A 25,067-nucleotide genomic window follows, 5' to 3' on the forward strand; every position below is an offset into this window, starting at 1 on the left:
TTTTCTTTCCTGTCCTTCACTATTTTAAATAATGGAGAGAAGGGCAAGATAAAATTGGGAGGGTTCAATATGGCTTTCGTTTTATCGTTAGTTATATCGGTGCTCTTAACACCAGTAGTAAAAAAATTAGCTTATAAGATAGGGGCCATGGACCAACTTGACCCACGAAAAGTTCATACGGTTGAAATGCCAAGGTTAGGTGGATTGGCCATTTATATAAGCTTTATCAGTGGATTTTTGATTTTCTCTCCCCAGCATCCATATGTATTACCGATAGTGGTAGCTAGTTCCATTATTGTGATTACTGGGATGCTGGACGATATAAGGGGATTATCCCCTAAAACGAAGTTACTCATGCAAATCGTATCTGCAGTTATTGTCATTGCTTCAGGCGTGCATATTGACTTCATCAATCTTCCATTTGGAGACCCTTTAGATTTAGGCTATCTCAGTATCCCATTTTCCTTGTTGTGGGTAGTTGGGATCACCAATGCCATTAATTTAATTGATGGTTTGGATGGCTTAGCGGCTGGAATTAGTTCTATTGCGCTTTTAACCATTTCATGTCTTGCCATTTTAATGGGAAATTCCTTTGTAACGCTTATTAGCTTCTTACTCCTAGGTGGAACTGTAGGATTTTTATTTTACAATTTTTATCCTGCAAAAATCTTTATGGGAGATACAGGATCACTCTTTTTGGGGTTTATGCTAGCCGTTATTTCAATGCTTGGCTTTAAACATGTTACCCTTTTTTCCTTTATCGTCCCTATTATGGTCTTAGGAGTACCCATTTCAGATACTTTGTTTGCAATGGTACGAAGAGCGATGCAAAAGAAACCCCTATTTGAGGCAGATAAAGCGCATTTGCACCACGGATTATTCCGATTAGGATTTAGCCATCCAGAAACGGTTCTTTTGATGTATGCCATAAGTGCTGTGTTTAGTTTAGCGGCGGTTATCTTATCACAGGCACAAATGTGGGGATCAATTATTGTCATCGCACTGTTTATCCTTATGATTGAGCTGATGGTTGAAATAACCGGATTATTAGGATTACAGTATCGGCCCATATTAAACCTGTTTCGAAAACAGTAACCCTTGGAGTGAAAGTGGCTTCAAGGGTTTTTTTATCCCGCATGAACGGGCAGCTGACCATGAAGGAAGGATGAAAAATTTAATGTATTATTTTCATGGGAGTAATACCCCCTCCCCAAGTCTTGAGTGAAACGAAAAGAATGGGTGGGGATAAACTGACAGTAAATGTCCGATTGGTTCAAGTGCCTTTAAGCTAACAATCAGTGGGTGACGGCCACTGATTGAAGTTCACTTTATTTTTAAAAAATAGTTGCATTCTGGTTGTGCTTGTTAGACGATAAAAGGAAGAGGGGGATAATCATGAAAAAATTAATCATGTTTATGAGCATCCTATTTCTTCTTTTTCTTGTCGCTTGTTCTGAAGAGGAAAAGGAAGATGGATTGTTAGATAATATTCCTGAGAAATACATAAATGGACCAAATGAAGATTATTTCTATGGGCCGGACCTGGAGCATTTTAATCTTACGGACGAAGAGAAGAAATTTATAGAAGAGAATGTTCCTCATATGGTCAATCAGAAGAACCTCCTATTAGAAGTGTATAACCGATATTATGATAAAGAACTTTCCTCTTATACTCTAGAGGAAATTGACAATCTTCTTCAAAGAAGTCAAGTATATCAAATTGGTCCTCAACAGGAATCGATTCTTGACGTTCGTCCTGAGATTGGATTTATGATTAGTGCCGGATCAAATGTTCATTACTTACTTGTACAATTAAAAGAACAGAAATTTTTAGATAAATTCCAGGAAGAGGGACAATCTGAATATTATTTTGGCAGTAGACCAATCAATGAGATTATTGATCAAGTTATGTATCAATACGTGATACAAGTCAAGCCGATCGTAAAAGTTCTGGAGGAGAAAGAAAATGAATAAGTGGAAGACAATCATTGTCATTCTTTTGTTGGTCTTTGTCTTTTTCTTGGCTACACAGGAAAGAAATAAAGAAGAAGTTTCCCATGATTTTTTTCTGGAAATTTCGGAAGAAGATAATGTGGAAATGTTTAATGGACGTATGTATCCTAATTGGGAGGCACCCAAAGAATTTAAAACAGAATCTAAAAACGGGAAAGAACTTCAATTGATTTTTGGTGAAACGAAAAAAGAAATTGAAAGTTATGTAAAAAAAACGAAACAATTTGATGAAATAAATGAGGAAGCCATGAGCCTCATGAAAACTCACTATGAGCGAATGAATATGCTTTGGAATCGTTTGTATGAGTTGGAATCGGGGGGGGATTCGAGAGAAAATCAATTCATCATAGAAACTTCCTACTGGTATGAGAATTATGTAAACACAATACAATCCCTATTTTCTATGTTCGGAAATGTAGGAAGTAAAGAGGAGGACCTTCTTAACATGGGGATTTTTCCTGAGGAATTCAACAGCATTGATGGAATTTTAAGGTATCCTTACCGATTTGCAGGACAGCGTTATAATGAATTAATCTCACGGTTTTACAATCAATATGGACAAGAACAATAGGCAGGGATTACGAGAGTCCAGTGAACCTCTCCAACTAAATCCATAGATTTTGATGGAGAGGTTCACTGTTTTATTTTCATGGGAGTAATCCCCCCACTTCAAATCTTAACTAAAAATGAGAAGAGTTGGTGGGGAACAAACTGTCTGTAAAAATGTTCATTTGATTCATGGGCTTTAGGTTGGGTGCTAACAATCAGCGGGGGACGACCACTGATTGAAGTTTCCCTTTATGAAAATAAGAATGGATTATCTAGAATGGAAATAATAGGTTCAAGCCATAAAGATTTGAGTAAATATCCACTAATACCTACAGCCAAAAATAGCAAAGTAAGATGCAACATAGGATCCAGTCGCTTCTTAATGATGAATAAAGAACCTCCCAAGAATCCAAAACCTAATAAAAGCGAGATGGCGAGAACAAAAAGTGCGATTGGCGATTCAAAAAAAGCTAAAACGCAAGCCAAGATCATAAAAACCGCAGGATATAAATAGCTCCATCCCATATAATTAATGGTTAAGGGGAAATTGAGTTTTTGATCATCAGAAGGAAACAGTAACAAAATGATAGCTGCCACAATAAATACAAGGAATAGGGCAGTTCCAGGAAAAACAATAAGCTCTAGAAAGGCATCTTTATAAAACAGCTCATGATATTCTATGGAAAATATGTACAAAACCAGCCCAAATAGAAAACTATATAAACCTAAAATCCATCCACCTATCTTCTTTGGTAGATGTTGTTCAGTAAAAATCGTGCTCGGTGTTTTCCATGCCTGCTTAAGAAATAGGGAGGGTGAAATTGTTTGTTGTACTTCTTCGGTTACTGTTTCATCCTCAAAAAGACTTTCTTCTAAAAATGGCTCCTCATCTTGGTGATCGGGTCTTGTCCAAGTAGGCTTGCCGGATTGCTTAGGCTTTAATTTCTGGTTGAGAGAAGATGTAGAAGTGAGAGGTTCCCCACAAGATACGCAAAAACGGGAATTGCTATTTTCGGTAAAACAATTTGGACATTCCATAAAGAAGATTCTCCTTTATTAGCAGATAGAAAGATTAAAATATGTCTAGCTCCAGCAAAAAAGTTTCAACGATTAATCTTCGGCGGAGTTTTTGCCTCGAGTCATCGCACGAAGGAAAGCTACATAGACCTTTTTCGCAGAAACAAGTGCTTTTCTTGTTTCGGGGGGCGCTTGCACTTTTCTTATGGATACTTACTCCTCTATTGTCTGATATAACAAAAACAATATCAACTATTCTTTTCGAGATTTCCTGGGAAATAAGGAGGTATCTAGACGGCCTTCGACAACATCCTTTTAGAATCAAGTGAAATTATTCACATATTTGTTAAAGATTTTCCGTTGATTTACTTTTTTTTAATCTATAATGAAGGCAAATAGGGGGATGATTTTGATGAATAATTTTAAATTTTTTGTATTGTGCACATTATTCATGATTGTTTTGTTAGTTTTTGTCCCTTGGAACACTGTCAAATCAAAAGATTCTGTGGAAACTATTAATCGTGGAATATATGTTGAAAACCTCCCTTATTATGATGTGGTAAAATAAAAAGACGCCGAGATGGCGCCTTTTTATTTATCCTTCTTTATTTATTGAACGGACTCCTTTTGTATTAGCTAACGTACTTATATTGGATGGTTCAATTCCTAGATGATGCTTAAGTTCTAATTGAACATCCTTCACATTTTCATCCTCTAGCTGGAAGTAATAGACCTGGTTAATGTAAACACCCTGGCCCTCAAGCTGTAAGGATTCAAACTTCACGTCTTTGTCTAGTGCAAAATCACGAAATGAAAGCATTTGATCGAAGGAAAGGTTAGTTTTCATATTATTCCCAACCGATCGGATGATATCGTCATATTTACTTACAGAAGTGATGGTGGTTGCTTTTGAAAAGATAGCTTTCACAATTTCAACCTGTCGTTTTCCACGTTCTAAATCACTATCATATTTTCTGGTTCTTGCGAGGGCCAAAGCTTCTTCTCCATCAAGGTGCTGCAAGCCCTCTTCGATATAGATCGCATTCTGTTCATCTTTGCTGTTCTGTTCCTGAATATCAAAAGGCACATCATAATAAATACCATCTAATGAATCAACCACTTCAGTGAAGGCTTCAAAATTCAAACGCACGTAATAGTCTACGGGAATATCTAATGCCTCCTCCACCGTTTCGACAGTTGCATTAATTCCTCCAAAGGCATGGGCGTGGGTGATTTTATCTTTTTTTCCTTCCACTGGGATGTAGACGTATGAGTCCCGTGGAATGCTTAAAAGTTTGACGGATTTATTTTCCGCATTGAAAGTAGCTAAAATCAAGGCGTCCGATCTTGGATTTCCCTGATCAGTCCTTGTTTCACTATCATCAACACCAACAAATAATACAGAAATATTATCCATTCCTGGAGTTATATTTTTTTCGCGTTTATCGGAAAGCTCTCCTCTGTCCAATTCCTGATGTGCCTGGTCGGCTGCCTTTTTAGCCTGATCAGTTAGATAAACTCCATATCCTATAACAGTTCCTATTAATAAAAGGATTGTTATCGAAACATTCCAAAGAACACGTTTCCTCCAATTCGGACGTTTCTTTTCCATGTACATTCTCCTTCTGTCTTCCTTCTTAGTTGTTTTGCATGTTGGAAGAATTTTATGAACGATAATCAAATTCTTTATATATTTGCTCTCCTTTTTTACAATTGGCCTGGTCACTCGTTAAATCAATGATCCAGTTTGTAAATACCTCAACTTCCTCCACAGGTACATAAATATATATTTCCACATGTTCTAAATATTCAATCCGGTCTAAAAAATACGAAGATTTCCTTAGTTCATTTTCTAGCTTTCCTAACAAAGTGTAATCAGCAATTACTTTCATTTCCTGCATCAGTTGGCGGTGAACAATTCCAATTTCATTTAATGCTTCAGAGGTTGACTTTGAATAAGCTCGAATTAGCCCACCAGCACCAAGTTTTATGCCTCCAAAATATCTAGTGACAACAACTGTCGTATCTTTCAGCCCCTTTTTCTTTAAAACTTCCAAAATAGGGACACCAGCAGTTCCACTAGGCTCGCCATCATCATTCGCTTTTTGAATCTGGTTATGCTCCCCAATTAAGTAAGCGGAACAATTGTGGGTAGCATCATGATGTTTCTTCTTCATTTTTTGGATAAAATTTTGTGCTTCTTCCTCTGTCTCAGTACGCATGACATGACCAATAAAGCGTGACTTTTGTATTTGTATCTCATGGGCACCTTCACCCTTAACGGTATAGTATGATTTAATCATCTTGCTTCTAACCTCCTAAAGAATTATTATAAAGTCGAGAGACTAAATGTTCAAATAGAACGTTAGTACCCAAAAAAACTCAGTATTTTGAATGAATTTTCATAAATACCCCCAAAAATAACTTGCTTCTTACGAATAGGTTTTTTGAACATGGATGAAGGAGACGGTTCTCATGTCGGAAAAAAAACATAGTGAAAAAGCACTTGATTCAATTATCAATGAGATGATTGATACGGTGACCAATAGTAAGGATGAGATTTTTCACATCGGTGAACGGTCCCGAAATGAATATGAACAGCTCAAGATGGAGCTTGAAGAAACGAAGAAACTCGTTTATCAAATGATCGATGAGGGGGATACGCTCGACAAAAGAGTTCGTTTTTCACGAATCCGATTATCAGAAGTGAGTAAGCATTTTGATAAATATAGTGAAGAAGAAATTCGGGAGGTTTATGAGCAAACTCATCAACTACAAATGACGCTTTCTGTAAACCGTGAAAAAGAAAAACAATTGCGCCAGAGACGTGATGAACTTGAACTCCGACTTAAGAATCTCGGTGATACGGTAGAAAAAGCAGAAGGTTTAGTGACGAAAATCTCAGTAATCCTTAATTACTTAAATGATGACTTCAAAAAGGTGACAGAAGAATTAGAAACAGCAAGAGAAAAGCAAGCCTTTGGTCTTCAAATCATTGAAGCGCAAGAGGACGAAAGACGTAGGATATCAAGAGAAATCCACGACGGGCCAGCACAAATGCTCGCCAATGTAATGCTTCGTTCGGAGATTGTTGATAAAGTTTTTCGAGAACGAGGACCAGAGGAAGCAATAAAAGAAATCAAAAATGTCCGTAAGATGGTCCATTCAGCTCTATATGAGGTTCGTCGAATTATTTATGACTTACGTCCAATGGCTCTTGATGATTTAGGATTGATTCCTACTTTAAAAAAATACTTAGCAACTGTAGAAGAATATAATCATATCCCAATAAAGTTTATTTCTTTAGGTGCAGACCGACGACTTGATTCCAAATACGAAGTTGCCCTTTTTCGTTTAGCACAAGAAGCGGTTACGAATGCTGTGAAGCACGCAAGGCCATCCATGGTTCAAGTGAAAGTAGAAATTAGAGGAGAACGTGTGACCCTAATCATTAAGGATGACGGTATTGGATTTGATCCTTCTGAAAAAAAGGAAAAATCCTTTGGAATTGTTGGGATGAAAGAGCGAGTAGACATGTTAAATGGGGAGATCACTTTTGATTCGAAAATTAATAGTGGAACGATGGTTATGCTACAGGTCCCTTTATCAACAGTAAGTCAAGTAAAGGCTGTCAATAGGTGATTTTTTATATTATAATGAATATAGATTTGGACGTATTACTTATTAATAACGTTTATACCGCATGAACGGGCAGCTAACCATGAAGCAAGCTTCACCAACAAGGATGAAAAATTTAATGTTTTATTTTCATGGGAGCAATACCCCTCAAGTCTTAAGTGAAATGAAAAGAGTAGGTGGGGGATAAACTGCCCGCAAATGTACAATTGGTTAGGTCATACCATTTGGTGCTAACGATCAGTAGGGACGGCCACTGATTGAAGTTTCATTTTATAAACGATCATTTTTCCTACACTCAGCGTTACAGTCACCATAGAAGGAAATGGTTCCGTGTGAATGACTTAAAAATTTAATTAATAAAATTCAGGAGGATGGGTATGGCTGTAGAGATTGTGTTAATTGATGATCATAAATTGTTTCGTGAAGGTGTTAAGAGAATACTAGAGTTTGAGCCTGCCTTTTCCGTTGTAGCAGAAGGTAGTGATGGACAAGATGCCATATCCTTAGTTGAACAACATCGTCCAGACGTCGTATTAATGGATATTAATATGCCAAAGTTGAACGGTGTTCAAGCTACAGCAGATCTTATTCAAAAATTCCCAGAAACCAAGGTGATCATTCTTTCAATTCACGATGATGAGAGTTATGTAACCCACGCCCTAAAAACAGGTGCCCAAGGATATTTGTTAAAGGAAATGGATTCTGATTCTCTTATTGAGGCTATAAAAGTGGTAAGTGAGGGAGGATCATACCTTCATCCTAAGGTAACTCATAATCTAGTGAATGAATATCGCCGCCTAGTACAAGAAGAAGGAAAGGTATCACAGAATAAAGTGATAGAATATCGCAAGCCTCTTCATTTATTAACAAGAAGAGAATGTGAAGTCCTCCAGCTTTTGGCTGATGGGAAAAGTAATAAAGGCGTAGCAGATACCCTTTACATTAGTGAAAAAACAGTAAAGAACCATGTAAGTAATATTCTTCAAAAAATGAATGTGAATGACCGAACCCAGGCTGTAGTAACTGCCATTAAAAATGGCTGGGTTGAGGTCTTATGAGAAACTCGCTTTTAAAGTGGGTTTCTTTTTTTGGTTGGTTAGAAAATATAACTTTTAGTTGAGCTTGACGTTATTAGATGAATAATAAGACAAATGTTCCTTATGGATTTCTTTATAGTATCAGCTATTTACAAGTTGTTAGAGAATTTGTCTAGCTCCAGCGCCCTATCGACTGAAGTAGGTTCCTTCATGTCATGATAAATAAATATGCATGATTATTAAGGAATGTGATGCAACATGCTGAAGATTCATGTAAAATATAAAGAAATATCAGTTTTTTTTGAAGGAGAAAAATAGCATGAAAACTGCGGTTTTAACGGACAGTACTGCCTATATACCTCAAGAAATAAGAGAACAAAAGAATATTCATATGATTCCACTAAATGTCTTAATTGGGGACAAATCCTATAAAGAAGAAGTAGAGATTACAGCTGAAGAATTTTATCAAAAGGTTCGAGAATCAGAAGAGTTCCCTAAGACAAGTCAACCAGCAATTGGTGATGTGGCAGCTAAACTGGAAGAATTATCGAAGGATTATGATGCAGTTGTTGCTATCCATTTGTCAAGTGGAATAAGCGGTACCTTCCAAGGAACCATTACAGCATCCAGCATGGTAGACGAAATTAAGGTTTATCCCTTTGATTCAGAAATAAGTTGTATGCTGCAAGGATTTTATGTTCTTGAGGCTGCGGAAATGGCAGCAGCTGGTGCCCATCCAGAAGACATCATCAAACGATTGGAAGAAATGAAAAAGTCCTCTCGTGCATATTTTGTGGTGGATGATCTAACGCATCTTCACCGAGGCGGCCGTCTATCTGGTGCGCAAGCGATTATGGGTAGTCTGTTACAAGTGAAACCTGTTTTGCATTTTGTGGACAAGGTCATTGTTCCTTTTGAAAAAATCCGGACTCGTAAAAAAGCTTTGAAACGAGTTACCGGTCTTTTTGAAGATATTGCTCAATCAGGTGAACCCATCCGAGCAACGGTGATCCACTCCAATTGTGAAGAGGACGCCTTGGAACTAATAGCGGAACTTGAATCTCGTTTTCCGAATGCTGAGTTTGTCTTAAGTTATTTTGGCCCTGTTATCGGCACCCATCTTGGGGAGGGAGCTCTCGCTTTAGGTTGGTACAAAAAGTAAACTGAACTTATTTATTTTTATTTTCCCCATCGTATTTTCGGTGGGGGTATTTTTGTTTTGTGGTTTGGTTGATGGGAGTGAACATAAAAAGAGTTAACCTCCTGACTTGAGCCAAAAGGGTTAATTTTGAGCTTTTAGAAACCCGCGCATTAACCATTTAATTCTGAGCATTGAATGAGTGAATGGTGAGCATTAGATGGATAAGTTGCGCTTATCGATAGATACTTGAGCATATAGCTAAAGAAGTGCGCTATCACTCAAAAAACCTGAGCATTAAACCTGAAAATTTGAGCATAGACCATCAAGATTCCGAGCATAGACCTAAAAACCTGCGCATAGCATTTTTTGTATGAGCATAGAGCGATGAATATGAGCATAGAAAGATCAGAAGCTTATAAAGTTAATTTTGAGCTACATTCATTTCAGAAACCCGCGCATTAACCATTTAATTCTGAGCATTAGATGGATAAGTTGCGCCTATCGATAGATACTTGAGCATATAGCTAAAGAAGTGCGCTATCACTAAAAAAACCTGCGCATTAAACCTGAAAATATGAGCATAGACCATCAAGATTCCGAGCATAGACCTAAAAACCTGCGCATAGCATTTTTTGTATGAGCATAGAGCGATGAATATGAGCATAGAAAGATCAGAAGCTTATAAAGTTAATTTTGAGCTACATTCATTTCAGAAACCCGCGCATTAACCATTTAATTCTGAGCATTAGATGGATAAGTTGCGCCTATCGATAGATACTTGAGCATATAGCTAAAGAAGTGCGCTATCACTAAAAAAACCTGCGCATTAAACCTGAAAATATGAGCATAGACCATCAAGATTCCGAGCATAGACCTAAAAACCTGCGCATAGCATTTTTTGTATGAGCATAGAGCGATGAATATGAGCATAGAAAGATCAGAAGCTTATAAAGTAAAGCCTACAAAAATTATAAGCTTTTAAAAATCATATCCTTACAAAATCCAGACAGTCATGAATTAACGTAACTTTTTTAATTGAAGGACTTTTTTAACAAATGCCGTATATTAACTATGTCATCAAAAATGAATCTCAAGGAGGTCCTCTATTATTGAAACTCATTAAACCACATTCAAATCCCACTCCATCAATAACCTTCAGCAGAATCACCCAGCCTTCTCCTTACACATCACAACTAGCCGGCCGTCTTCTACTAAGAAAAGAAATTCAACTCCCTGAAGATATTTTTCAACAACTCCTACAACATCATTATTTAATTGAAAAGCCACCCATCCTAAAAACGATAGGAGGGTACCAATGTCAGCGATGTGGTGCTAATAAGAAGCATCAGTTTGGGTTGATGCCTTGTTTGAATTGCGGAAAGCCGTGTCTATATTGCCGGAAATGTGTGGTCATGGGCAGAGTGCAATCTTGTACACCTCTATATGAATGGAATGGACCGGATATTTCATTTTCAATACCAGAAAAGCCATTATCTTGGGAGGGGAGCTTAACAAAGGCTCAAGAACACGCTTCTCAAAAAATTGAACAGGCAATGTATGATAAATCTCGGTTGCTGGTCCATGCGGTGTGTGGGGCGGGGAAAACCGAAATGCTTTTCGCGGGAATATCAAATGCTTTCCAAAGAGGGGAACGAATTGCTATAGCCACACCCCGGAGTGACGTTGTACGCGAGTTGGCTCCGCGCCTAAGGCAAGCATTTTCCCAAATATCCATTGCTGCTCTGTATGGAGGAACAGAGGACATTCCTGACGGAGCACAACTAATCATTACAACCACTCATCAACTCTTCCGATTCAGTCAAGCCTTCGATGTCATGGTGATTGATGAGGTCGATGCGTTTCCTTTTCATGGGGATCCATCGCTCCCGTTTGCTACTAAAAGGGCGACCAAGCTAAACGGTGCAACCATCTACCTCACCGCAACCCCACGATCCGATTTGAAGCATCAAGTTCAACAAAGGAAACTGGACGTCGTCTTTGTACCCGTTAGGTTCCATGGACACCCACTTCCTGTCCCCAAATTTCAACTCATTTACAACTTTTCTAATATTCTTCAAAAGAATCAGCTACCTAAAGCCATCGTTCAATGGATAAAGCAAAAGCGCACAACAAATCGACGCCTTCTCCTGTTTGTCTCTGAAATTGAAATGGCCCATATGGCGAAAGAGATCCTAATCCACAAATTCCCTCACGAAACTATCGAAAATGTCCATGCGGCTGACCCTGACCGGGAGCAAAAAATCCTTCTCTATCGGCAACAAAAAATATCCATTCTTATTACTACCACTATTTTAGAAAGAGGAGTAACATTTCCATCCATTGATGTAGCCGTTATCGATGCAGGCCATGAGGTGTTTGATGAAGCAGCCCTCGTGCAGATTGCTGGAAGGGCAGGGAGGAGTGCTGATGATCCAACGGGGGAAGTCATCTTTTTTCACAATGGTCTTACTATAGCTATGAAATCCGCGAAGAAGTCCATCCATGAAATGAACAAAAAAGGAGAGAAGATCAAACATGACCCATTGCCTATGGTGTGATATCGAAATCATTCCTCAAATCACTTGGGAAACCTTTTTGATTTACCAAAACCCATCCCCTATTTGTGAAAAATGTGATTCCATGCTGCAACTGCTTCAAGGGACTCGTTGTCTTATTTGCAATCGCGAGCATCCAAGCGGAGGACTTTGTTTTGATTGTGAACGGTGGGAACAAAATCCTCAAACGAAAGGGCTTCTCACAACAAACCATTCCCTTTATACCTACAACGACTCCATGAAAGAAATCATGGCAAAATGGAAATTCCGTGGAGACTACGTTCTCATTCAAATGTTCCAAGAAAAAATCAATAAGGCCTATAAGAAGCTCCTCTCAAAATCCTACCAGCCTATCCTAGTTCCTATCCCTTTAAGCGAGGAACGTTCCAAAGAAAGAGGATTCAATCAAGCAGAGGCTATCGCAGAATGTATGGACCCCAAAAGGATTCAACACCCTCTCCAAAGAATCACTTCGGAAAAGCAATCAAAAAAAACAAGATATGATCGCCTGCACAGTCAAAATCCTTTCACAATCCAGCACTCCATCACTCAGCCCGTCCTCCTCATTGACGACATCTACACAACAGGCTCGACCCTAAGACAGGCAGCAGCAATACTTAAATCGAATGGATGCCCGGAAGTTCGTAGTTTTACACTGATCCGAGGATAGATTGCAAAATTACCACCAATTTGACAGAAATCCGACAAAATTCGATCAATCCCTCTTTTCCCCACCTCCCATTGACGATATAATGAGCACAAAGGGAAACAAAAGAGGAGGAACCCACCCATGGGCGAATTATCCAACTGCCCTCGTTGCGGAGCACTTTTTGTAAAAACAATAAAATCAGTCTGTCCCGAGTGCTCCAAAGAGGAAGAAAAAGCATTTAACATTGTCTACGAATTTATCCGTCGCAGAGAAAATAGAGAAGCAACGATATCAGAAGTGGTCGAAGGAACTGGTGTCGAGGAAGACCTTATCATCAAATTTATCAAAGAAAAACGAATCCGAAGCACCCATTTTCCCAACCTAACCTATGAATGTGAAAAATGTGGAGCCCCAATTAAAGAAGGTGTCATCTGTACATCTTGCCAAGCAGGGCTCAAATCAGAACTGGACTTCAATGAACAGCTCGAATCTATTAAACAACGGAACCAACAGGAAGAACACGCCAAAGCAAATACATATTTCGCCATCAACAAAGACAAAGATAAATCAAAATAACTCTAAACTTTTTCCGAAACCAACCGATAGTAAGAGTAATAGGAACGAGGAATACCGAAAGAGGTGATCGGAAATGAAAATTCATGGACCAAATCATATGAATATGAACCCATACAAAAAACAAATACAAAAACAGGCTGAACTTGAGCAGAGCGGCAAACAACAAGATAAAATCGAAATCTCCAGCGAAGCCAAACAAATGCAAGAAGCTAATCAGGCCGTAGAAGCACGCCAAAAGAAAGTCGCAGAAATCAAACAACAAATTGAATCCGGCGAATACCAAATAGACCCAAAAGCCACCGCCCAAAAAATGATCGACTTTTGGACCAACAAATAAATTTTCTCACTAAAACTACTAAAGAAAGGAGACGGACCACATGCCCAACACCATAAAACCCATACTCCAAACCATGGAACGTCTCTACAAAATACACCAAAGCCTACTCAACCTGTCCCAACAAAAAACCGAATACCTAAAAACCAACAACATCCAAGCCCTCCAACAACTCTTCCCAAACGAACGCAAACACATCCAAGCCCTCGAAACCTTGGAAAAAACGCGATCAGAGTTAGTAGAGACATGGATACAAGAACACGGGCCGTCTGGGATAGAGCCAACCCTTTCGAACTTGCTCCCTACTGTTCAGGATGAGGAGGAACGAAAGCAGCTCCAAACTATGAGCGACGAATTCATCTTGATCATGGCGGAGATTAAGCAACAAGAAGCGTTGAACCGTGAGTTAACGATGCAGTCTTTGCAGTTTGTGGAATTAACGATGGACATGCTGCAACCAACTTTAAAGAATATGAATTATGGAAACCCAAATACGAAAGGCTCAGGTGTGGAACCGAAGAGATCAGTCTTTGATTCCAAGATATAGGAGAGGAGTTCAACGATGTCATCAACTTTTTTTGGATTAGAAACAGCAAGGCGCGCACTGACAACACAGCAGTCCGCTTTATATACGACGGGCAACAATATAGCCAATGCCAATACAGAAGGCTACACTAGGCAACGTGTCAATTTTGAACAAACCTCACCTTATCCACCAGCCTCGAGAAACCGGGAACAAATTCCAGGTCAAATGGGGACAGGAGTCACAGCAGATTCAGTTCAACGAATTCGTGATCAATTTTTAGATATTCAATATCGAGGGGAAAATAGTAAGCTAGGATACTATGATTCTAAGGCAGCTGCTATGAGACAGATGGAGGATATTTTGAACGAACCGTCTGAAGAAGGACTCTCAAAAGTATTAGACCAATTTTGGCAATCTCTTCAAGATTTAGCGGTTAACCCTGAGGAATCGGGTGCACGATCTGTTGTGCGACAACGTGGAATATCGGTGGCAGAGACCTTTAAATACATGTCTTCTTCCTTATCATCTATTCGAACAGATCTTGAGCATGAGCTAGAAGTAACAAAAACAGAGTTCAATTCCTTGTTGAGCCAACTTCAAGGAATTAACCAGCAAATTGGGGAAATCGAGCCCCACGGATATTTGCCTAATAATCTATATGATGAACGTGATATTTTACTGGATAAGCTTTCTAGTTTAGCTAATATAAAGGTTTCTTATGTAGGGAGCGGGGGGCAGCCGAATGCCATTGCTGAAGGCCGAGCTTCGGTAGAGCTAGTGGGACCAAGTGGAGCTTCCTATAATCCACCTGTCATGATGTTGGACGGAGCTACTAACCAAGTGAATCAGATGACCATTAATTTCGATAATTCTCTTGGGCAGAATGCTATTGGGACAATTGAAATTGGAGGCCAAACCTTTAGTGGAGCCAACTTCACTTCTAAAGGAAAGGTACAAGCCCTTATTGAATCCTATGGTTACATAGATAATGGTGTGATCAAGGGTGAATACCCAGAAATGCTAGATAATTTGGATAAGATGGCGTTTGAATTTGCTACGGAATTTAATCATATCCACAAAGGTGGTTATGATTTAAATGGAACTGTAGGTGGTGATTTCTTCGTTGTAAGTGCCAATTATTCAGCAACTAACCTTGATGTTGTACAAGCCATTAAAGATAATGGAGACCTTATTGCAGCAAGTAACGATACTAAAAGTGGTGATGGGGGGAATGCAAGTGATCTTGCAAACGTTTTGCATACTTCTCTCCCCAATCTTGGTCAGAACACAACGGTGAAAAGTTTCTATGAATCTGCTATTGGCGAAATGGCAGTTATCACTCAGGAAGCCATAAGGCAGACAAATAACGCAGATGTCTTACGTCAACAAGTCGAAGAGCGTCGCCAATCCGTAAGTGGCGTTTCTCTAGATGAGGAAATGACGAACATGATCAAGTTTCAACATGCTTATAATGCGGCAGCTCGCAGTATGACAGCTGTCGATGAAATGCTCGATCGAATCATTAATCAAATGGGATTAGTCGGAAGGTAGGGATCTAGATGCGAGTGACTCAAAGTATGCTAACAAATAATATGTTGAAAAACCTTAGCCGGAGCTATAGCAATCTCGATAAGTATTCCGACCAGCTTTCCACAGGTAAAAAAGTAAACCGTCCTTCTGATGACCCAGTGGTTGCCATGAAGGGGATGAATTATCGGTCTCAGTTAACAGAGGTGGAGCAGTTTCAACGGAACCTTGGAGAAGTATATAACTGGATGGATAATTCTGATTCAGCTCTTGATAAGGCTACGCAAGCCCTTCAACGCTTACGTGAATTGGCAGTTCAAGCTAGCAATGGGACGTATGAAGAAAACCAACGCGAGAGTATTGCTAAGGAAGTGGATCAATTAAAGGAACATTTAATTGACATTGCTAACACAAAGGTAAACAATAAATATATTTTCAATGGAACGGATACAAAAAATGCACCGTTAACGGTAGATTCGGTTACAGGGATAATCGCAACATCAGGAACTACAAATCCAGTAATGATTGAGGTTTCTGGTGGAACAAAGCTTCAGGCAAATATTAATCCACAGAATGTATTTACTGATCAGTTGTTTGCAGATATTAATGAATTCTTAAATGCTTTAAAGTCAGATAATGTGGCAAATGTACAAGCAGCTATTGGCAATCTTGATACACATATTGATAATACAGTAAATGAAAGAGCAGACTTAGGAGCTAGGATGAATCGGTTAGAATTGATTGAAAATCGATTAGCGGAGCAGGAAGTTATTGCTACTCGTACGATGTCTGATAATGAAGACATAGATATTGAAAAGGTCATTGTGGCTCTAACTTCTCAAGAGAGTATTCATCGTGCGGCCTTAAGTGGAGGATCACGAATCATTCAACCAACTCTTCTTGATTTTCTACGCTAAACATAAGACTTGTCACGTTTGTGTGGCAAGCCTTTTTACTATTATTTTGTAAAGAGGTGAGAATGAATGAAATTACCTCAGGTTAGATTGGAGTCTCAGATGGCTCAGATTCAAATTCAATTAACCTCTGCGTCTCAAACCACACAGCAGCCCAATACTACCCAAACTATTCGGCAGCCGGAAGCGGAGATAAGGATAGAGAAGACACCATCGAAGTTAACTATTGATCAAACGCAGGCCTGGAATGATATGGATCTAAAAAGTGTAAAGAAAAGAATTGAAGATGCCGCACAATTAGGAAAGCAAAAAGTAATGGAAGGTGTGGCAAGACGGGTACGACAAGGGGAAGAATTGATGGAGATTGAGAATGGAGGTAATGTACTTCAAAGGCAAGCTTCTGAAAATGGACATCGACCTGAAAAACAATTTAATATAGGGTGGATTCCCTCTCATTTTTCGGTTAGGATTGATTATCAACCCTCTAAGGTAAACATCAATGTAAAGACTCAACAGCCAATCATTGAAAATAGGGCCAGTAAGCCTATTATTAATTATCAACCTGGTTCAATTGAGACAAGTTTAAAACAGCAAGCTAATCTTGAAATTGATTTTGAAAATCTAGCATTTCGTGGTCCAAACTTCGAAATGCCTTTATAAGGATGTGTTCTATAGATGAAGATAGAAACAAAATATTTAGGTGAGATTGAAGTTTCGGAAGAACAGGTAATTACTTTCCCACACGGGATTCCTGGGTTCCATGAGTTTAAAAAGTTTGTGTTATTAGAAATCCCAGAGACACCCCCATTTATGGTTCTTCAATCAGTGGAAGAGTCCTATGTGGCTTTTGTTGTTGTAAATCCATATGTTTTCCGAAAAGATTATGAATTTAATTTAAACGAATCTGCTCAAGAGTTACTAGAAGTAGATTCAGAAACTGATCTCAAAATTTTTTCGATTCTTTCCTTAAAGGATCCTTTTGCATCAAGCACAATAAATCTTCAAGCACCGATTATTATTAACGCAAAGAAAAAAATCGGTAAGCAATACATAACGAATAGTAAGAGCTTTTCAACAAAAGAACCGATCACTTCTTCTGCAGTGAAGGAGGGCTAAAGAATGTTAGTTCTCACTCGTAAAGTAAATGAGGCCATTCAAATTGGAGAAGATATCGAGATTAAAGTGCTTGGGATCGATGGGGAGCAAATCAAATTGGGTATTTCTGCTCCTAAGCATGTAGAAATCCATCGAAAAGAAATTTATTTAGAAATTCAACGTGAAAATAGTGATGCAGCAAGCGTTTCGACAGATTTATTAAATTTATTGAAAAATAATACAAAAAAAGATTAAACATCCGACATTTTCCTCCGATAATAAAAATGTACCAGTACTGACGGACAGAGGCGGCCGACTCTAGTTCGTTTGTCATAGGTAACCACAAGGATGTGGGACTTACAAACTCAAGGAGGAAAAGTGAAATGAGAATTAATCACAACATTGCGGCGCTTAACACGTACCGCCAACTAACAGGTAACAATGCAGCAACACAAGGTTCTTTAGAAAAACTTTCTTCAGGACTTCGTATCAACAAAGCAGGAGATGACGCTGCTGGACTAGCAATCTCTGAAAAAATGCGTGGACAGATCCGTGGTTTGGATATGGCTGCTAAGAATGCACAAGACGGTAGACTAGAAATGCCGCTCTAAGCAGTAATGCTTAGATGAACACTCCGTGAATTCGGTGGAACCCCAAACCAACTTTGTGGATGGTGGGCAATACCGAGCCAAGCCTAATGAATCGGTAACAAGTAGTTAGGAAGGTGTGACGGTCAGGTGGTGAGGAACCGTACCAATAACCCACCCAAGAGCGCGGGGCATCCTACAGGGATGAAGATATGACCTGAACTTTATGGAAACATAAAGAAGCAGAGGATAAAAAACCACTGCGATAACAAAATTGATTTCTCTTATCCAAACTGCTGAGGGTGCATTAAATGAAACTCATTCAATCCTTCAACGTATGCGTGAACTAGCTGTACAATCTGCGAACGATACAAACACTGATACTGACCGTGCAGAGCTACAAAAAGAGGTTGATCAGTTAGCAGAGGAATTGACTCGTATTGCTGATAACACTGAGTTCAACACTCAAAAGCTACTTGATGGTACATTTGAGGGTACATTTCATATTGGTGCTAATGAAGGGCAAAGTTTAGATTTATCAATTAATAAGATGAATTCTCTTGCTCTAGGAGTAGGCGGGAATGAGACTGTAACAGAAGAAGTAACAGGACAAACCATTAGTAGTCTTCCAGATGGTACTGTAGAAGCATCAGTAATTCAAGCAGGTGCCAAATTTACAGTTGAAAAACTAGACAACACAGCTAATGTTGGTTCAGTAAATGATGCGCAATACATTTTGAAAGATGCTGATGGTTTAATTGTCGGTGCAAGTGCTGATGGACAGACCTATTCATTTGCTCAAGACACTTCTAGTGCAACTAATGATATTACAACTACATCTTTTGGAACAGCACAAACTTTAAATCTTTCAAGTGCGTCTGCAGTTGACAAAATCACTTCAGGAACAATTGAATTTACCGCAGCTTCAGTGGGTACTACTGGCGCTGATGAATCTGTAACATTTACTGCGTCTAACACTCTCTCTGATTCAAATATTAAATTGGGTAGCGGAGAATATAAAGTTGCAGATGGTTCTACTAGAGCTGATGTTGGTACTACAATGCAGGTACTAGTAAACACTGATACTAATGAAGTAGTAGCCGTCGGTGATAGCGCCACAGCTAGTCAAACATTCACTTCTTTAGATGGGGCAACAACTTTATTAACTACAACATCTACTTTAGCAACCAATCAATTAATAGACGTTTCTGGACAAGGTGGAATTGATGTTTCATCTCAAACAGCAGCAGATGCTGCAATTACAACAATCCAATCAGCAATTGACAAAGTATCAGCAGAACGCTCTAAACTTGGTGCATACCAAAATCGTTTAGACCATACTATTAACAACCTTGGAACTTCAAGTGAAAACTTAACTGCTGCTGAGTCTCGTATAAGGGACGTCGACATGGCGAAAGAGATGATGGCGTTCACTAAGAACAATATCCTTTCTCAAGCGGCACAATCTATGTTGGCTCAACTTTCCAACTTTATTAAGAAGAAACTCAACTTTTTAAGTAAAATGGAAACAGGGCGTCTTACTTGGTAACGAGTAAGAGTATAACTGGGTGAATTGCTGGAACTTCCTTAAGCTCCTTCAACCACAACGTAGCTGGAAACGGCAAGCGTGTAGGTTTGAAAATGAAGGTGATTTGGATAATCAGCAGCCAAGCTCCTGTAACGAAAGTTTGGAGAAGGTTCAACGACTAGAGAATACGGTCTAAGGGTTAGGCTAACCTAATCTATGACTATGAATCTCGTAGGGTGGCGAAAGCCATTCGAAGTGCCCAGCCCCTCATATTAAGGGTGAAGATATAGTCTATTCTATGATCGAAAGACATAGTGGCAAAGCAAGCCAACCAACAACCACAAGGAGTTCTTCAACTTCTTCAATAAGCTACAAAATAAAAAGAGGCCATTTTATGGTCTCTTTTTTACTAAGTCAATAACCCTGACTTTCGAATTTCGCCTATCTTGTAGACTGTTGACCAATAGGTTCTACCTAATTCATCTGCAATTTCTTGGTCCGTTGAACCTGAAAGTTTCATTTTAATAATTTTAGAGACTTCAAGGCTGGAATAAGGTTTATGTCTTTCGGACGAACTTAAAATGATGGAAATATCTTTTCCATACGAATTTTGAATCTTTTTCCTTAATAATTGTAGTTTCACTTCCAGGTTTGTTTTATAAAGCATAGAAGGAATTTCTTTAGAATATTTCTCTATTATTTTTAGAAAGTGAGTCACATCTTCTTCTCTGTTAATTTTCAGATGACTCCCTTTTCCGTAAGGACTATTGGTTACTACGAAAGATGTTTGGAAAGTATGATTAATGTGAGTGGCAAGAAGTTTGTTTTCCATAGGAGTTAAATTTAATGTACATATGCTTATAGTAGGATGACAATATAAGATTTTTTTTGACTTATTTAGGTGGTAGGAAATTCCTAAAGTGCCATCATCTAAGTATAATGATGTAAGAAAGATAGGGTGTGTGCATTTTGAAAGGAAATCTGCTGTCAGTATTTTTTCACCATTATGATATATTTGTGGGTGAAGTTCTGTAAAGTATGGATGACTTGGAGATCTTAAAAAGGTTCCATTTATAGAGAAGCCCAAATTCTTTAACTTGGATAACTTCCATTGACGATATGGCAACTGCTGTTTACAAAAGTGTTCTTGGTAATAAAAGTTTTTACTTCTTGCTGCACCTTTACTAATATACCCATCCCCTAGTAAACTCCCGAAAATTAATTGTTCTTGTAGAAAAGACGGCTTAAAATCAGGTATACTGCCTTCGTACCACTTTCTCCTATCCTTAACTAATTTTTCTTTAAGTTGGTTGAGATACTTTTCTGATTTAACGACATTATTTCTTTTTGCAATACGCCTTACAGTGCATTCATGAATACCTAAAAAATCAGCTATATCCTCAGTTTTTGAATTTGGGAAATGTTTCTTAATATAGTCCAATAAAAACTCGTCATCCAAGTTATTCACCCCTTAATTAGAACATACGTTCTGATAATCTTATTGTATCATATACCTCATATGAACTCTAATTTTTTGCAATACGTTTTTTCGACATTTTTTACTATAATTGCTTCATATTTTTAATATTTATCCGATATAAAAAGAAATACCATTAAAGGGGTTGGCAATGGCCATGAACGTGGGGAGACTGATTTCTGGATCCCAACTCCTGCAAAAGGCGGAACACATCGAGTATTCTACAGCTGCAAGAGAAAGGTCTCAGAACGAAGGAAATGTAGCTATTCAGAATCAAAATGTTATCAATAAAAAAGTGGAAAATGAAGCAAATACCATGGAAAATGATCGTGAACAGGTGAAGAGTATGGTGGAGGGGATTAATGATTTTTTGAAGCCAACCCACACATCCATGAAATTTGAACTCCATGATAAGTTGGACAAGTATTATGTTCAGGTAGTCGATTCAGATACGAAAGAAATCATTAAAGAAATTCCACCTAAGAAACTATTAGATGTTTATGCAGCAATGGCAGAATTCATGGGGTTCATTATTGACGAGAAGATTTAAAGGCTGGTGATAAAAACATGGTTGGTGGCGTAAATAATATGCGAATTGGTGGCTTAGCCTCTGGTATGGACATTGATCAAATTGTCGGAGACCTAATGAAGGCTGAGAGAATGCCACTTGACAAATTGCAACAGGACAAGACGTGGATGGAGTGGCAAAGGGATGCCTTCCGTGACGTCAATAAACTTTTACTAGAGTTAGATGAAAAAATTCTAGATATGAAACTAGAAAAAACATACACCTCTAAATCTACTACCTCAACAAATTCATTGGCTGTTACGGCAAGTGCAGCAGCGAGTTCTTCCAATGGAACATACTCTATTGAGGTGTCTGATTTAGCGACGGCAGCAATTAATGTGAGTGATAGTACTATTGTTGCTACAGGTCAGACTCTAGACCCAAACAAAACCTTTGCAGAGCAGCCAAGTAGTTTCGCAGGAGGAATTCAAACCGGTACTTTTAAGTTTTATACCTTTGATGAAAAAGGTGTAGAAGTTCCGCATGAAGTAACTGTTTCAAATACAGATACACTAAACAGTGTTTTGAACAGGATTACTAAAGCTGACAATGGGGTACGTGCTTTTTATGACACACAGTCCGGAAAAGTGGTTATGGAGAGGACTACCACAGGAGATTTTAATAAGGATACTGCTAACTACGGTGGTAAGGAAATTGTCTTTAAGGCTGGGGAGTCTGACTTTTTTACTGGGACACTGGGCTTAAGTCAAGCCTCTGAAACGGGTGGATCTAATGCAAGGTTTAAATACAACAATGCCTTAGAGCTTGAATCCACTACTAATAATTATACATTGAACGGTATCACATTTAATTTTTCAAATACTACACCTACCGGGCAGCCAGCAAAAGTTACTGTTTCTAATAATGTCGATGCTGCTGTAGACAAGATTGTGGCCTTCGTTGATAAATATAATGAAGTCATCGAAAAGATTAATGGAAAGCTGAATGAAGATAAGTATCGCGATTATAAACCTCTTACCGAAGAACAGAAAAAAGAGATGTCCGATAAGGATATTGAGCTTTGGGAAGAAAAAGCAAAAAGTGGTCTTTTAAAAGGTGAAACAATTCTGAGTTCGGGTTTGACTGGAATGCGTCAAAGTTGGTATGGAACCGTAAACAATACTAGTGAGTTTACTCATCTTTCAGAGATTGGAATTACAACAAGCTCAAATTACTTAGATGCAGGAAAACTATTAATTGACGAAGATGATTTAAGACAAGCCTTATCCAATAATCCTGAGTCAGTTTTTAAACTATTTTCTAACGATAGTAAGGGTGAAGGTAGAGGGATCATCAATCGATTAGAAGATTCTATTGAAAAAACAACATCGAATATTGAAGAGAAAGCTGGAAAATCCACACTGTCACAAGAACAGTATACAATGGGACGTCGCTTAAAGGATATGGATGATCGAATTGCCGCCTTTACAAGACGGTTAACCGATGTCGAGGATCGTTATTGGAAGCAGTTTACTGCTATGGAGAAGGCTATACAACGTATGAACGAACAATCGGCATACATGTTACAACAATTCAACGGTGGAGCTTAAGGAGTGTAGAAAATGTCAGTAAATCAATATCAAGCCTATCAAAACAATTCCATACAAACCGCATCTCCTGGAGAACTGACTCTCATGCTTTATAATGGGTGTCTGAAATTTATTCGTTTTGCTCGTAAAGGAATGGTAGAACAAAATATTGAAATGAAAAATATCAATCTCCAAAAGGCACAAAAGATTATTCAAGAGCTTATGGTAACCTTAAATCCTGAGGTGGAAATTTCTAAGGAAATGTTACCTTTGTATGACTATATTTATCGTCGAATGATAGACGCTAATATAAAAAATGATCCTGCCATTCTGGATGAAGTGGAAGAGCTTGTTGTTGAATTCAGAGATACTTGGAAGGAACTTTTAAAAACAGTTCGTGCTAATGAAGCGACAGGAAGCGAGCATGCCTGATGAGTTCAGTTAAAGAACTTCATAGAGTCACTTGCAAATTAAGAGAATTGATTACAAATGCTACAAGTAAAAATGAGCGTGAAAAAGTCATCAGTGATATATCATCACTAATTGAACAGCGTGGCCCACTTTTAGAAGGCCTCCCTTCCTCTTTTGAAGGTGAAGATAGAGAGCTCATGGAACAAATCATTTTGTGGGATAAAGAAACGAAACCGAAATTAGAAGAGATTTTTTCGGAAATTAAGGGTGATATTCGAAATTTACAAAGATCCAAGCAATCAAACAAAAAATATACCAATCCCTACAACCAGGTGTCTGTCAGTGACGGGATGTTTTTAGATAAAAAGAAATAGGTGATCACATGTCGGCTATCAAGGAAGAAGACTTATATTTTTTAAGACAATACAATTACCTGTTGGAAGTCATGCAAGAAGGATTTGACTATTTAGAGGAGAAATGGGGGCCAATGCCTCCTGTTGAAACGCAAAGAGTCCTCACAGATATCATTCATTCCTTTCAGCAGCTAAACCAAAGTCATAAACAAATTAAGGACATAATGAAATCTCAAGGAATTGAATTTTCTCCTTATATAGATGATTTTGAGAGCGTGATTAATGAGTTGTTTCAGTGGATGGAGATAGAAACCAACCATGAAAAAGAAAACGCCCTAGTTCAACGTGTCATCCCAAAGTTTTCGGACTGGCGCCAGAGTATTGGAAGTCTATTGCAACCTTATATTTCACATTAAAAATGGAACTCGTGCCGATGTGGTGCGAGTTTTTGGTTTCTATTGAAAAAACGTCACGTAAAAGGGGGAAATGTCACATAACTTGTTTTGGGTGACACGCAAAATGGCTTTTTTGGCACTCAACTGATTAACTTGTCACTTAAAGAGAAAATCTCATCAAAAATCATCACTTTAATGATGCCGACCGTCACATAGGAATTTAGGAAACAGGTCTATTAGCTCTCAACTCCCTGAGCCAGCACTCAACTAAGGAAATCATCACTACCCCATTTCAAACCGTCACTTAAATCCCCTCCGGTAGCACTTAAGTTTTTAAAACCATCACCTAACCATAAAAGTTAGCACCAAACCAATAAAATTTTTACTCAATTAGAGGAAATAGCACTGAAAACCCCCAAGCAATCAAACTAGAACGAAGAAAACCATTATCCACCAATAATTTTCACGTAAGGAGATAATCCTTTGTCTCCACGCCCAAAAAAAATACAACTTTGCAATATTAGCCTTTCTGCAAAAACACTGTCTCCAAGCGGTGTTATATTAGGAAGTTCTCGGTGTCGAAATATGCGTAAGTAATGTATTCACAGTGGAAACGTTCACAAAATTGTACGAGCATTGGAAAAACT

Annotated in this window: 27 protein-coding genes and 1 pseudogene; 24 read left to right on the forward strand and 4 right to left on the reverse strand. The window is 38.4% G+C overall.

Translation table 11 applies throughout. From position 1 onward, the window contains the following. The first annotated feature begins 69 nt into the window (after positions 1–69). The 3 genes from RZN25_12135 (at position 70) to RZN25_12145 (ending at position 2,584) form a co-directional block, all read left to right on the forward strand. On the forward strand, positions 70–1,095 hold the full coding sequence (locus RZN25_12135; protein ID MEQ6377565.1) for an MraY family glycosyltransferase: 1,026 nt from the start codon (positions 70–72) through the stop codon (positions 1,093–1,095). A 300-nt stretch (positions 1,096–1,395) separates the two neighbouring features. After that, positions 1,396–1,974 (forward strand): hypothetical protein, encoded by a 579-nt coding sequence (locus RZN25_12140; GenBank protein ID MEQ6377566.1) that lies wholly within the window; start codon positions 1,396–1,398, stop codon positions 1,972–1,974. After that, positions 1,967–2,584, forward strand: coding sequence for a hypothetical protein (locus RZN25_12145; protein ID MEQ6377567.1), 618 nt, complete (start codon positions 1,967–1,969; stop codon positions 2,582–2,584). Before RZN25_12140 ends, RZN25_12145 begins: the two co-directional genes overlap by 8 nt. Positions 2,585–2,811: 227 nt before the next feature. Here the strand turns inward: RZN25_12145 and RZN25_12150 are convergent, their stop codons facing one another. Further along, entirely contained in the window at positions 2,812–3,600 is a 789-nt protein-coding gene (locus RZN25_12150) for a zinc ribbon domain-containing protein (protein ID MEQ6377568.1), read from the reverse strand. 391 nt (positions 3,601–3,991) lie between these two features. Here RZN25_12150 and RZN25_12155 point away from each other — a divergent pair, with 391 nt between their 5' ends. Then, positions 3,992–4,147, forward strand: coding sequence for a hypothetical protein (locus tag RZN25_12155; GenBank protein ID MEQ6377569.1), 156 nt, complete (start codon positions 3,992–3,994; stop codon positions 4,145–4,147). A 27-nt stretch (positions 4,148–4,174) separates the two neighbouring features. Here RZN25_12155 and RZN25_12160 read toward each other — a convergent pair whose 3' ends face one another. Then, complete coding sequence (locus tag RZN25_12160) at positions 4,175–5,191, reverse strand: LCP family protein (protein MEQ6377570.1); 1,017 nt, start codon at positions 5,189–5,191, stop codon at positions 4,175–4,177. A gap of 52 nt (positions 5,192–5,243) precedes the next feature. Beyond that, positions 5,244–5,882, reverse strand: a complete 639-nt coding sequence (locus RZN25_12165) for a YigZ family protein (protein MEQ6377571.1) — start codon at positions 5,880–5,882, stop codon at positions 5,244–5,246. A 172-nt stretch (positions 5,883–6,054) separates the two neighbouring features. On the opposite strand from RZN25_12165, the gene RZN25_12170 reads away from it, so the two are divergent. The 15 genes and pseudogenes from RZN25_12170 (at position 6,055) to RZN25_12240 (ending at position 19,708) form a co-directional block, all read left to right on the forward strand. Further along, the gene (locus RZN25_12170; GenBank protein ID MEQ6377572.1) at positions 6,055–7,221 is read left to right on the forward strand and encodes a sensor histidine kinase; all 1,167 of its coding nucleotides are present in this window, start codon (positions 6,055–6,057) and stop codon (positions 7,219–7,221) included. 374 nt (positions 7,222–7,595) lie between these two features. Next, positions 7,596–8,276: a response regulator transcription factor gene (locus tag RZN25_12175; protein ID MEQ6377573.1), complete on the forward strand. Its 681-nt coding sequence runs from the start codon at positions 7,596–7,598 to the stop codon at positions 8,274–8,276. A gap of 298 nt (positions 8,277–8,574) precedes the next feature. Continuing rightward, the gene (locus tag RZN25_12180) at positions 8,575–9,417 is read left to right on the forward strand and encodes a DegV family protein (protein MEQ6377574.1); all 843 of its coding nucleotides are present in this window, start codon (positions 8,575–8,577) and stop codon (positions 9,415–9,417) included. A 1,088-nt stretch (positions 9,418–10,505) separates the two neighbouring features. Further along, positions 10,506–11,954, forward strand: coding sequence for a DEAD/DEAH box helicase (locus RZN25_12185; protein ID MEQ6377575.1), 1,449 nt, complete (start codon positions 10,506–10,508; stop codon positions 11,952–11,954). Further along, positions 11,932–12,621 carry a ComF family protein gene (locus RZN25_12190; protein MEQ6377576.1) on the forward strand — a complete coding sequence of 230 codons (690 nt, stop codon included), beginning with the start codon at positions 11,932–11,934 and terminating at the stop codon, positions 12,619–12,621. Before RZN25_12185 ends, RZN25_12190 begins: the two co-directional genes overlap by 23 nt. A 120-nt stretch (positions 12,622–12,741) precedes the next feature. Then, positions 12,742–13,176 (forward strand): hypothetical protein, encoded by a 435-nt coding sequence (locus RZN25_12195; protein MEQ6377577.1) that lies wholly within the window; start codon positions 12,742–12,744, stop codon positions 13,174–13,176. 73 nt (positions 13,177–13,249) lie between these two features. Further along, positions 13,250–13,513, forward strand: coding sequence for a flagellar biosynthesis anti-sigma factor FlgM (gene flgM / locus RZN25_12200; protein ID MEQ6377578.1), 264 nt, complete (start codon positions 13,250–13,252; stop codon positions 13,511–13,513). Between the two features lie 40 nt (positions 13,514–13,553). Next, positions 13,554–14,057 carry a flagellar protein FlgN gene (locus RZN25_12205; GenBank protein MEQ6377579.1) on the forward strand — a complete coding sequence of 168 codons (504 nt, stop codon included), beginning with the start codon at positions 13,554–13,556 and terminating at the stop codon, positions 14,055–14,057. A 15-nt stretch (positions 14,058–14,072) separates the two neighbouring features. Next, positions 14,073–15,587 (forward strand): flagellar hook-associated protein FlgK, encoded by a 1,515-nt coding sequence (gene flgK / locus RZN25_12210; protein ID MEQ6377580.1) that lies wholly within the window; start codon positions 14,073–14,075, stop codon positions 15,585–15,587. Positions 15,588–15,595: 8 nt separating this feature from the next. Beyond that, positions 15,596–16,480 (forward strand): flagellar hook-associated protein FlgL, encoded by an 885-nt coding sequence (gene flgL, locus RZN25_12215; GenBank protein ID MEQ6377581.1) that lies wholly within the window; start codon positions 15,596–15,598, stop codon positions 16,478–16,480. A gap of 66 nt (positions 16,481–16,546) precedes the next feature. Further along, the gene (locus RZN25_12220; GenBank protein MEQ6377582.1) at positions 16,547–17,137 is read left to right on the forward strand and encodes a DUF6470 family protein; all 591 of its coding nucleotides are present in this window, start codon (positions 16,547–16,549) and stop codon (positions 17,135–17,137) included. Between the two features lie 15 nt (positions 17,138–17,152). Beyond that, positions 17,153–17,593: a flagellar assembly protein FliW gene (gene fliW / locus RZN25_12225; protein ID MEQ6377583.1), complete on the forward strand. Its 441-nt coding sequence runs from the start codon at positions 17,153–17,155 to the stop codon at positions 17,591–17,593. A gap of 3 nt (positions 17,594–17,596) precedes the next feature. Then, on the forward strand, positions 17,597–17,827 hold the full coding sequence (csrA, locus tag RZN25_12230; GenBank protein MEQ6377584.1) for a carbon storage regulator CsrA: 231 nt from the start codon (positions 17,597–17,599) through the stop codon (positions 17,825–17,827). Positions 17,828–17,955: 128 nt separating this feature from the next. Then, positions 17,956–18,162, forward strand: a pseudogene (locus tag RZN25_12235) (flagellin). A gap of 271 nt (positions 18,163–18,433) precedes the next feature. Then, complete coding sequence (locus tag RZN25_12240) at positions 18,434–19,708, forward strand: flagellin (GenBank protein MEQ6377585.1); 1,275 nt, start codon at positions 18,434–18,436, stop codon at positions 19,706–19,708. A gap of 388 nt (positions 19,709–20,096) precedes the next feature. Here RZN25_12240 and RZN25_12245 read toward each other — a convergent pair whose 3' ends face one another. Then, positions 20,097–21,146 (reverse strand): DNA endonuclease, encoded by a 1,050-nt coding sequence (locus RZN25_12245; GenBank protein ID MEQ6377586.1) that lies wholly within the window; start codon positions 21,144–21,146, stop codon positions 20,097–20,099. Between the two features lie 169 nt (positions 21,147–21,315). Between RZN25_12245 and flaG the strand changes: the two genes are divergently transcribed. The 5 genes from flaG to RZN25_12270 are packed head-to-tail and all read left to right on the forward strand — an operon-like array spanning position 21,316 to position 24,441. Then, positions 21,316–21,714: a flagellar protein FlaG gene (flaG, locus tag RZN25_12250; GenBank protein MEQ6377587.1), complete on the forward strand. Its 399-nt coding sequence runs from the start codon at positions 21,316–21,318 to the stop codon at positions 21,712–21,714. A 17-nt stretch (positions 21,715–21,731) separates the two neighbouring features. Further along, the gene (locus RZN25_12255; protein ID MEQ6377588.1) at positions 21,732–23,282 is read left to right on the forward strand and encodes a flagellar hook-associated protein 2; all 1,551 of its coding nucleotides are present in this window, start codon (positions 21,732–21,734) and stop codon (positions 23,280–23,282) included. Between the two features lie 12 nt (positions 23,283–23,294). Next, entirely contained in the window at positions 23,295–23,693 is a 399-nt protein-coding gene (gene fliS / locus RZN25_12260) for a flagellar export chaperone FliS (GenBank protein ID MEQ6377589.1), read from the forward strand. Next, on the forward strand, positions 23,693–24,046 hold the full coding sequence (locus tag RZN25_12265) for a hypothetical protein (protein MEQ6377590.1): 354 nt from the start codon (positions 23,693–23,695) through the stop codon (positions 24,044–24,046). The genes fliS and RZN25_12265 overlap by 1 nt, the downstream gene beginning before the upstream one ends. An 8-nt stretch (positions 24,047–24,054) precedes the next feature. Continuing rightward, positions 24,055–24,441: a hypothetical protein gene (locus RZN25_12270; protein ID MEQ6377591.1), complete on the forward strand. Its 387-nt coding sequence runs from the start codon at positions 24,055–24,057 to the stop codon at positions 24,439–24,441. Positions 24,442–25,067 lie beyond the last annotated feature (626 nt).

It is taken from the genome of Bacillaceae bacterium S4-13-56, from assembly GCA_040191315.1.
Taxonomy (GTDB): Bacteria; Bacillota; Bacilli; order Bacillales; family JAWJLM01; genus JAWJLM01.